The organism is Paracoccus kondratievae (assembly GCF_009301415.1).
Taxonomy (GTDB): domain Bacteria; phylum Pseudomonadota; class Alphaproteobacteria; order Rhodobacterales; family Rhodobacteraceae; genus Paracoccus; species Paracoccus kondratievae.
The window spans coordinates 736,177-746,222 of sequence record NZ_CP045073.1; the positions used below are offsets into that span (position 1 = coordinate 736,177).

The 10,046-nt window shown below is 64.8% G+C and carries 6 protein-coding genes; all 6 read right to left on the bottom strand.

The features are described from left to right. Positions 1-81: 81 nt before the first annotated feature. From F8A10_RS14975 to tssK, 6 genes are read right to left on the bottom strand one after another with little or no spacing between them, the layout of a single operon-like run. Entirely contained in the window at positions 82-1,995 is a 1,914-nt protein-coding gene (locus F8A10_RS14975; protein WP_152367742.1) for a serine/threonine-protein kinase, read from the bottom strand. Further along, complete coding sequence (locus F8A10_RS14980; RefSeq protein ID WP_152367743.1) at positions 1,992-2,765, bottom strand: PP2C family protein-serine/threonine phosphatase; 774 nt, start codon at positions 2,763-2,765, stop codon at positions 1,992-1,994. Before F8A10_RS14980 ends, F8A10_RS14975 begins: the two co-directional genes overlap by 4 nt. Then, on the bottom strand, positions 2,762-3,439 hold the full coding sequence (gene tagF / locus F8A10_RS14985; RefSeq protein WP_152367744.1) for a type VI secretion system-associated protein TagF: 678 nt from the start codon (positions 3,437-3,439) through the stop codon (positions 2,762-2,764). The genes F8A10_RS14980 and tagF overlap by 4 nt, the downstream gene beginning before the upstream one ends. After that, entirely contained in the window at positions 3,418-7,050 is a 3,633-nt protein-coding gene (gene tssM, locus F8A10_RS14990; RefSeq protein ID WP_152367745.1) for a type VI secretion system membrane subunit TssM, read from the bottom strand. The genes tagF and tssM overlap by 22 nt, the downstream gene beginning before the upstream one ends. Next, on the bottom strand, positions 7,047-8,693 hold the full coding sequence (gene icmH, locus F8A10_RS14995; protein ID WP_152367746.1) for a type IVB secretion system protein IcmH/DotU: 1,647 nt from the start codon (positions 8,691-8,693) through the stop codon (positions 7,047-7,049). The genes tssM and icmH overlap by 4 nt, the downstream gene beginning before the upstream one ends. Beyond that, entirely contained in the window at positions 8,693-10,027 is a 1,335-nt protein-coding gene (gene tssK, locus F8A10_RS15000) for a type VI secretion system baseplate subunit TssK (RefSeq protein ID WP_152367747.1), read from the bottom strand. The genes icmH and tssK overlap by 1 nt, the downstream gene beginning before the upstream one ends. Positions 10,028-10,046 lie beyond the last annotated feature (19 nt).

The window sequence follows — 10,046 nt, forward strand, 5'->3', positions numbered from 1 at the left end:
TCGTCTGCTTCAAAGGTACGGCTCAGTCGGCCTGTCTGTTTGAAACATGCCCCGCGTGCGGCACGCGGTACGGGCACCGGCCTAGGGCGCCGGGTTCGCTCCCAACACCTGCACGGCCATAGAAGGCGCCTCGCCGGCCGCGCGCAACTCATTCAGCACACGCGGCAACAGTTCCGTTGCCGGCACACCCGAGGGGGCCGCCGCCACCGCCGCAATCGGCGCGTTGGTGGACAAAGCGACCAACAGATAGCCGTTTTTCCCGGCCTCCTCGCCACGTGCATCCGCCAGTGCAAAGCCAAAGGACCGGTCGCCACCTTCTGCCGCGCCAAGCTGCGGGGAGAGGTCGTAAACCTCGCCCGAAGGCGGCACGATCCACAGCCACAGGTTCCGCCCTTGCTGCGCATCGACCGAACCGCGCACCTGCAGTTGCCCCCCGGCGCTGGCAGCCTGCGCCTGCAGCAGCACCGCCGGCGCGGGGCGGCCGGAGACTTCGCGCAGGAAATCCAGAACCGGGCATTGATCCGGCGCGACCTCGACCCGACGCAGCGAAGGGGTCACGCCGAACTGAGCGCCATAGGCAGCCAGCAGCGGCCCGGCATCCAGATCGGCCGGGGCCAGCAGCAGGATCTGCCCGGCATGCGGCCCGGCGCCGATCCGCTCGGCCAGCGCGCAGGCGGGCAAAGGCTGCTCCGCAAGAAAACCCTCACGCGTGACCGGATCGCGCGGGATCAGATCAGGGGCCAGAGGTGCGGGTTCGGGACGGGACGTTGTCACCTCGGGACGGGTCAGCAGCAGCGCCGCAACAGCCATCACCGCGACAGCCGCGCCACCGCTGATCAACAGCCAGTTCCGGCGCGGTGCAATCTGCACCGGTTCCGGCACGGGCTGGGGCGAGGACGGCGCAGGAATCATGTCAAAGGGGGTAGCGGAATGCAGCTGCCCCGACGGATCGGGGCCGGTGACAAAGCCGCCGGTGACGGGTTCAGGCGTCCGGCCACCCCAAAGCGGCAGCCGATAGCGCGATGCAATCAGCGACGGGTCATCCATCATCCGCAGCACCGTTCCCATATCCGCCGGACGCCGGGCCGGGTCCGGTTCAAGCATATGCTGCAACAGCGGGAACAGCCGGTGCGAGATGCCGTCCAGATTGGGAATCTCCTGTCGCGCTGCCGAGGCCGAGACCACGGAATCGCCCATCTCAAGCGGTTGGCCGCGCGCCACGGCGGCGATCAGCAGCGCCAGCCCGTAGACATCGGTGTGCGGACCAACGCCACCGCCCCAATGGCCCAGCTGTTCGGGAGCGATATATTTGAACTTACCGGCAAAGCGTCCTGCCAGCCCGTCCCCCAGCTCGGTCGAACGGGCGATGCCAAAGTCGATCAGCACCGCTTCGTCGACCCTGTCGTTACGCAAGATGACATTATCAGGCGAAAGGTCACGATGGGTGACGCCCTGATCATGCGCCCGTGCCAGACCAGCACCGATACGGCGCATCAGCGTCAGCGCGCCGACGTCGTCCAGCGCGCCATCACCCTTTAGCCGGTCGCCCAGATGCCGGCCCTCGACGAACTCCATGATCAGGCAATAGCGGCCCAGATCGGGGTCCAGCACAAAATTGTGGTAGCGCACGATGGCTTCGTCGTGCAGTTGCACCAGCACCCGGGCCTCATGCCGGAACATCTCCAGCACCGCCTGATCATCAGCGAGATTGGGCAGGATCACCTTGACCGCAACCGGATCACCGGTGAAGACGTTTTCGGCCCGATAGACCTCGCCCATACCACCGACGCTGACCAGCGAGATGATACGGTAATTGTTGTTGATCAGGGTACCTGGCTTGACCAGCCGCGCCGCCCCGGGCGGCTGCGCAGTGGCCAGGCAGACCGTCGCATCTGCTGCCGGCACATCGTCAGCGGGCGCGTCCAAAGGTGCCATGATCGTACGGTCGGTATTTGACCCGCTGTCTGCGGGTTCTTCGGGCGGCGTGCCTGTCATGGCCGCTCCATATCCTCCGCCTCGCCCGGTGAAGGTGGCGGGACCAGACAGTCAACCACGATCACACTGACATTGTCGCGCGCACCACGTTCCAGCGTGCCGGCAATCAGCCGCGCGGCAACCTCTGACGCCCGGGCAGCCTCTCCTAGCAGGGCGGCGATCTCGGCATCCTCAAAATGCTCGGTCAGTCCGTCAGAGCAGATCAGAAAGCGATCCCGGTCCTTGGCAAGTCCGGTGACCAGTTCCGGCTCGGCGGCAGGGCCAAGGCCAATGGCGCGGGTAATGACGTTACGCCGGCCCGAGGCGCGCGCCTCGACCTCGGTCATCCGGCCCGAGGCAATCAGCATCTCGACCTCGCTATGGTCGCGGGTCAGCCGGGTCAGCCGGCCATCGCGCAGCAGGTAGATGCGACTATCGCCCGCCCAGACACAGGTCAGCTCGGTTTCGTGCAGCAGCAGCGCCGCCACGGTCGAACCGGCACCGCCATTCTCGCCGGTATGGTTGCGGATGCGGCGATTGGCACGGTCGATACGTTCGATTACCCGGGCGCGCTGGTCCTGCGCGCTGACCGGTATCCCGGTCGAGGCAAGCTCCTCGACGATGATGCCGCTGGCAATCTCTCCGGCCGCATGGCCACCCATGCCGTCAGCGACCGCCCAGACACCGTATTCCGGCAGGGCGATCACGCTGTCCTCATTCTGCTCTCGCCGACATCCACGATCGGTCAGCGCCGCGAAATCGTAGAGGAATCCGGATGCGGTACCGTTCATGCCGGAACCTTCGGCCCCTGACCGGCGCGCAACAGCCAGTCCAGCTCTTCCGTGCTGGGCCAGCCTTGGCAGCACAGCACGCCGGATGGGCCATCCTCGCCACCGGAAAACCACCAGTAGCTGCGCGCCGCCGTCGCATGGGCATGGTCGGCGCCTGCCAGCTGCGCCAACAAAGCCTGCGGTCCCAGAGCCGGATTGCCGGCCCAGAAGCCGGGCCAGCCGGGACCCTCTGCCCCGGGGGACGGCAGGTCCAGCGCCGCCTGCGCCTCGCGCGGCTCGAAACCCGGTGTGGCCAGCAGGGCGGCCAGTGCCTGGGCAGCGGCAGCGTAGAAGTCCTGCGCCGGGTCCAGGACCGGTGCCGCGCCGCCAGTCTGCGCAACTGCCAGGGGAAAGCGCCGCCCGCTACGATCACGCGACGGAGCCATGATGCCCCGCAACGATTGGCCGATACCGCAAAGCACTGGCCCGATCCAGAAGCACAATACGGGCGCGGCGTCGAAACGCGCCTGCCAGTCTTCGCCCAAGCCGTCGCGCCACTGACCCAAAGCAGCCTGCACCCAATCGCCAAAACCGCGCCAGCCTTCGGCAAGCCCGGCCGAAACGAAATCGCCAAAACCGGGATGCTTGCCGTAAAGCCCGGCCTCGCCTGTGATCAGTCGATGCTCTGCGGACATTGGAAATCCCTGATTTCGGGCATGGTAAAGGGGTTGGTCACAGCATTGATGGTAAAATCATAGGTGATATTGCGCCCACCCAGCATGAAGGTCGCACGCAGCGTATCCCCGCGCTGTTCCTTGTAGCGGGCCGAGGCGAGAAACTGCATAAAGGTCCACGAACTACCCTCAAAACGTAGCACCGAATCGCGTTCGAGTGGCGGTTCCAGCACAAGGATCGTGGATTTACCCGTCCCCGGCCAGATCACCGTGCGCGGCAGCGAGCCGGTGGCCGTTTCCACCCGCATGTCGTTGATGACCAGCAAAGCCGAGCGCACTGTCGGATGCGCGTCGACCTGCGCCACCGTCAGTTCGACCGAAGGGCTGGTGCCGCCGCCGGCAAAAAAGGCGCGGCGGATACGCTCGGCCCGCTCGAACTGGCGCAGGGTGGCGGTGGAAAGGCGTTGGGCGATCTCTTTGTCGGCGCGCCATGACAGCCCTTCGGGCGTACGTTCGACATAGGGTTCCAGATACTCGGTGAAATATCTGTCCATCTCGCCGCCCGGTCCAAAGAAACGGGCGAAATTGTCGATGGACAGGCTGCGTGAACTGTCGGCAAAGGGATAGACCGGCGCGATGGTGTCACGGCACATGAAGGTGATGCGGTCGGTCAGCGCCCTGTTCATCACCTCGATCGAGGCATCCGAGGCACCCGAGCGGAAATCCCCCTCGGTCCTGGTGACCATACGTGCCAGCGGCTCGGGCAATTGCGAATTATACTGCGTCAGCGTGTTCAGCAGCGTTGGCAGCGCGGCCGCTGACTGGTCGGGGTTATGCTCGGCCAGCCGCAGGTTTTCCCAGATCGCACCCAGATTCCCCAGAAGCGTGTCGATGGGTCGCCTGCCCGGCTCACCCACGACCAGTAGCTGCCAGTTCTCGAACGCCTTTGAGATTGCCTCAATAGGGGCGGTGACACTGTTGCTTTCAGCCTCGGCGGCACCGACACCGGCGCGGCGCACACCTTTGCCCTGATTTTGCAAGGCGGCATCCATCAGGATACGCTGCACCCCGGTCGAACGCGACTGCGCCCGCGAAGCGACCTGCTTGCCGATAGCATCGGCCAGCCCGCCGGCGTTGCCGCCCTCATCGGACGTACCGGGCTGGGCCTCCTGCATGGTGCCGTCCAGCTGTTCATATTCGCGCGACAGCCGGGTTTCTTCGGCCACCGATTTGACCAGATCCAACAGCGGCGAGTTCTGCGCCTGGGCCGCCGTCCCCAACGCCGCATATTGCGGCTTGTCCGCGACCATCGAGACCAGCGTCAGATTGTCCAGCACCTTGTTCCATGCCGCGATGAATTCCGCACGGTAGCGGTCCAGCAAATCGCGGTCCAGCCGCGCCAGCCGGCCTTCGATTTCGGCCGAGCTGGCGAAATCGCCCAGAACCCACTGGTCGCGGCGCAGATCCTCACCCACCACGGCCAACTGGTCATAGAAGTAGCCCCAGAAACCCTCGTAGGTGTAAAGCCCCGGCACGGTCATCGCCGCCAGATCGCTGCCGTCGCGAGTGGTAAAGACCTGCGTAGCCGCATTGCCTCCCGCCGCCTGCACCAGCTCCCAATCTGGCAATCCGGCGGCCAAGGCCCCATCCTTGATGATGGCATAGGCCTGTTCATCCAGCGGCAATTGCGAAATCGCCGCCCGCGCCTTGTCCACCGTCGCCTGATCCGGTTTGATCAGCGGATTGGTCCGGTCGTCCAGCGCCAGCATCGCTTTCAGATGGCCCGAGAGCTGGTCAATGATTTCCAGCCCGGCCCGGCCCGGGTAATCCTGCCGCCAGCTTTGCACAAACCACGCCTCAATGGCAGGATCGTCGGTCGTCCCGCCCTGCTTGCCCAGCAGCAGATAAACCTTCAGCGCACGATAAATCTCGGTCATCTCGCCCGAGGCGATGATCTGCGGCATCCGCTTTTCCAGATCCAGCATCAGACGAGGGCGCAGCATGCGCTCTAACGCGCTGGAGTAGCTTTCCGTCGCAACCTTCTTCAGCCGCTCGCGCTGCGACAGGCCAAAGCCCTCCCACAGGCCGGGTTTTTCGCTGTCGCCATAGCCCGCCGGCATGGTGGCAAGGTCGTTCAGCAGCGGCAGCACCCCGGTAAGGTTCGGATCGTCGATTACGTCGCGCTGCAGCTCCTCGGCTGCGTCACGGCGCCATGCGGCGATGTCAGCCTGTGCATTGCGCACCAGTTCGCGGTTTTTCCAGTAGCTGACACCCACGGCAGTGCCGAGGCCCAGCGTCACCACAGCGATCGCCGCCAGCATGACCGAGCGCAGCACAAAAGCCCGCCGCACCGCCTTGCGATCATGCGAGACCCAGCCCTGTTCCGGAAAGATCACCCCGCGCAACAGGTCATGGATAAAGAAGCTTTTGCCCCGCCCTGACATGAAGCCCGAGCCGATGCCCATGCCGGGTTCCTGAATAGCCCCCAGCACCTGATCGATGGGCGTGCCCTCTTGTGTGCCCGAGGTGAAGTAGAACCCGCGCAGAATGGCGTTCGTCTTGTAGCGCGTCGGCTCGAACACCTTGCGCAGAAACGCGGCAACGTTGTCGCGCAACAATGCCATCTGTCCCGGCAGGCCGAAAATGGCGATGCGGGCGACGCCATCCGGCTCCTCGGAAAGGCGGTCGATAATCTCATCGGACAGGCGCGAAACAAGGCGGTCGAATTCAGCCGGAACCGCCTCATACGTAAGCGCCTTGCGATCGGCAGTCTGGAAAGTGACCCCCCAGACCAGCTTGCGCCGGTTCAGGCTGAAACTGCTGAAATATTCACGGAAGCCGGCGATCAGGTCAGCCTTGGTGAACATCACATAGACCGGAAAGTCGATCTTTAGATGCTCATGCAGCTCTGCCAGCCGTTCGCGCACCGTCTCGGCATGGGTTTGCAGGGCGGCTGCATCCTCTTTCATCATGTCCTCGGCCGAGAAGGACAGGATCACCCCGTTGATCGGCCGGTTCGGTCGGGTACGCTTCAGCAGGTCAAGGAAAGCGTCCCAGCTGGCCTTGTCAGCCACCTTGTCGCTGTCCTGCGTCGTATAGCGCCCGGCGGTGTCGATCAGCACCGCATCCTCGGCAAACCAGAAATCCATGTTCCGGGTGCCGCCGAAACCGCTGATCGCCTGTGTCTGCGCCAGCGGAAAATCAAGGCCCGAGTTCGCCAATGCCGTCGTCTTGCCCGCACCAGGCGGACCGATAATGACATACCACGGCAGATCGTAAAGCGAGGCCGCGCCGCCGGATTTCTTCAGCACGGCCAGCGCCTCGGTCATCTTTTCGGACAGCGCCTTGCCATCGCCCTCGGGCTCGGCCGGGACCAGAGCCGCCTCGATGGCGCGGGCGGCGCGAACGCGGCGGCGCCAGCGGATCAGCAGTACCGCCAGTGTCGTGACCAGAATAATCCCGATCAGCAAACCACGCCAGAACACCGAGGTGAGCGGTTCCCAGCCCGTCATCGGCCCGCCGATCCAAACCGCCGCGCAAAGCGCCGCGATCCCCAGCAGGGTAACGGTCCAGCGCCACCAGCCATGCTGATTCCAACGTGGGGTGGGCAGGTAGAATCCGAGCAGTCTCAATTCGCGACCTCCTGCGGGGTGGGGGCGTCGTAGGTGCCCTCGCGCGCCAGCATGATCTCGACCCGACGGTTGGCGGCCTGCCCATCGGGGGTGGCGTTGTCACCAACCGGGTCGTCCTCGCCTCTTCCTTCGGTGGCGATGCGGGCAGGGTCTTTCAGCAGCGGCTTCAGAACCCCGGCCACACCCTCGGCGCGGGCGGCCGAGATCTGGTAATTGTCCTTGAACCGTCCCCGACCCGAGACGGGCACATTGTCGGTATGCCCCTCAATCAGAATCGGGCCAGTTTCGGCGTTCAACACCTCAGCGATACGGGTGGCCAGTTCGGCAAAACCCGGCTTCACCTTGACCGACCCAAGGTCAAAAAGCTGCAGGTTGCCGACACGGATGGCAATGTAATCGCCCTTGGTCTCGACGCCGACACGGCCATCGGCGATCTCGGTCGCGAAGGCATCGCGGATGCGTTGCAACTGCGAAGTTTCGGCGACATAGACCTCGCCCGGGGTGCGGTCGATCTGCAGGGCCGGCGCGTCCAATGTGATCCGGCGCAGATCCTCGGCCGTGACAGAAGCATCACGGTTGATCAGCGTCAGCAGCGCGGCAAAGCCCGCAACCAGCGCCACGGCGGCTACACCCGCCACCGCCGGCACCGGAATGGCGCCGAAACGGCGCGCCTTGCCCTGCACCACCGGCGTCCACATGACGGAAATATCCTCGTCCGGGCGCGGATTTACCCGGCGAAGGCTTTCATAAATGGCGCTGCGGATGCGTGACAGTTCCGCCGCACCGTTCGGCATGGTGCGGAACTGGCCCTCGAACCCCAGCGACAGGCAGACCAGCATCAGCTCCAGCAGGTTGTAATGCTGCGCCGGAGCGTAAAGGGCTTTCTCAGCCTCCTGAAAGAAGCCCACCCCGGAATCGCGCTTGTGAAAGAAGCGCGCGACCATCGAATATTGCTGCCAGTTGCCGCGGTCCGAGCCGGGCAGGTTCTGCACGATATCGTCGGCCGTGCCAGACAGCGCATATTTCGCTACCAGCGCCTCATGCGGGTTGACGCCGTGGGAAAGGGCGTTGCGCTCAAACCGGTCGATCTCGCGCGTGACATGTTCCATCAGCGGAGCGACCTGCAACTCGACAAGGCCGGTGCGCAGCCGGCCCAGCAAGATCAGCAACGGCGCGGCAGAGGCAAGCAGAGGGTTCGATGAGCTGGCAGCACCCAGTTCGCGCACCTGCATCGCCTGCGCCTGCGGGATACGCGGCGTGACGCGGGCCTGAGGTTCCTGCTGCCCGCCGAGTTCGGGGAAAAAGCCGCGCTGATCCGAACCTGCCGCTCGCCCGATCTGCGAGGGATCGGCAGATCCGAACGGGCTTTGCCCGCCCGGCCCCGACGACGCCGGGCCGGGTTGCGGCGGATAGGCAGGATAACCGCTCGGCCCACCATGCTGAGGCACGCCACTGATCCAGGTCTGGCCGCTGGACGGCGGCTGACCAAAGGGGGACCCCGGGGCTTGTCCCGGCGGCCGCCCGATCACCGTGCGCGGGTCTTCGGCCGCTGGCGCCGGGCGTGACCATGCACCCTGCGATGACTGTCCGGGCAGCGGGCCGCCGAAGACTGTCTTGTCGCCGTCGTCATCCTTGCCTGCCATTACGACCTCTCGGGCACGGCCCAAAGCTCAAGTTTCAGGTTCGGCCAGTCGCCGGCGAAATGCATGCCGATGGCCGTGGCATTGGAAAACTCACGCCACAGAGGCGAATTGCGCTCAAGCCGGAAATAGACGTTCGAGGACAGCACCCTGATCTGGCGCGGCGGGTTAGGCAGGTGTTGCAGCGCGATGCCGGGCAGGTTGTTGTTGACAATCTCGGTCATGCGGGTGTTCGGCCCGACCTTGCACAGTTCGGGAAATTGCATCTGCACCTGCGACAGAGGCTTGGCGCTTTCGACCTCGATGATAAAGCTTGCCTCGCGGAACAGGTTGCGGTCGGCGACGACGGCAAGATACGAATTCTCGCGCACCTGCTGCAAAGGCAGCCGGATCGCCCGGCCGACATCGCGCGACAGCAGACGCTGAATATCGGCCACGATCTCGGCAAAGCTTTGCTTGGGGTCTTCGTGGTCATAGGCAGGGTAGTCCGGAGCATGGCGGCTGGCGCTGTCGAAACTGGCCAGTTCACCGGCCAGCGAGACCAGTTCACGGTAAAGCTGCTCGGGATGCACCGCCAGCGTTCGCGACAGGTGGCGCAAGACGCCGATCTGCCGGTTCAGCGTCATCAGCATCAGATAATCGCTGGCCTGCAGGCCGCCTCCGGCCGAGGGATCTGTGGCATAACGCGCAAGGCTTTCCAGACGCGCCTCGATCCATCCGATGACGCGGGTCAGATAGCCCATGACCTGCGGATGAGCTCCAATGATCAGCGAAGGCGGGGGAAAGGTCTCGTCCAGCGTGACCACGCCGTCGCGCACCTCGGCGATGCGGGCCAGACGCAGGTTCTGATAACCCGGGCGCGGGGTCTTGCGAATGGCGATCTCCAGCCGGGGGACCGCCAGTTCCAGCACCTGCTCGATCCGGGCGGATGAGGCGCTGTCGCTGACGGTTTCCGTCACCACACCCCAGCGGGTGGCCACGCCTTCGTCTTCATAGGGGGCCGCATCGCGCATGTTGGGGCTGCTGTCAGGCAGGGTCAGCCAGACGAATTGCCCGGCAGCATCCTCTGGCACCCGGACAGGGACTGGCAAAGGGCCGGTGCCCGGCGCGTCGAAAGGGGTACCGTCAGGCATGATGCCGGCCACGGCGCGCAGCGCCAGTATACCCTGCTGCGCCTGATCGCGATCCAGCACCAACTCACTCACGCCCCAGGGATAGGGGGTGATCAGCCGGGTCCGGGCCTGAACCAGATACTCATGATAGCGGTCGGCCTGCTGCAGATGCTGAGGCTGCAGAAACAGCCCCTCTTTCCAGGCAACCTTGCTGAACCAGGACATGCGCCAACGAACTCCCGTT

Coding starts and splice junctions, on each gene's coding strand:
- icmH (WP_152367746.1), bottom strand. CDS start 8,693: ATGGCAGGCAAGGATGACGACGGCGACAAGACAGTCTTCGGCGGCCCG.
- tssK (WP_152367747.1), bottom strand. CDS start 10,027: ATGTCCTGGTTCAGCAAGGTTGCCTGGAAAGAGGGGCTGTTTCTGCAG.
- F8A10_RS14975 (WP_152367742.1), bottom strand. CDS start 1,995: ATGACAGGCACGCCGCCCGAAGAACCCGCAGACAGCGGGTCAAATACC.
- F8A10_RS14980 (WP_152367743.1), bottom strand. CDS start 2,765: ATGAACGGTACCGCATCCGGATTCCTCTACGATTTCGCGGCGCTGACC.
- tagF (WP_152367744.1), bottom strand. CDS start 3,439: ATGTCCGCAGAGCATCGACTGATCACAGGCGAGGCCGGGCTTTACGGC.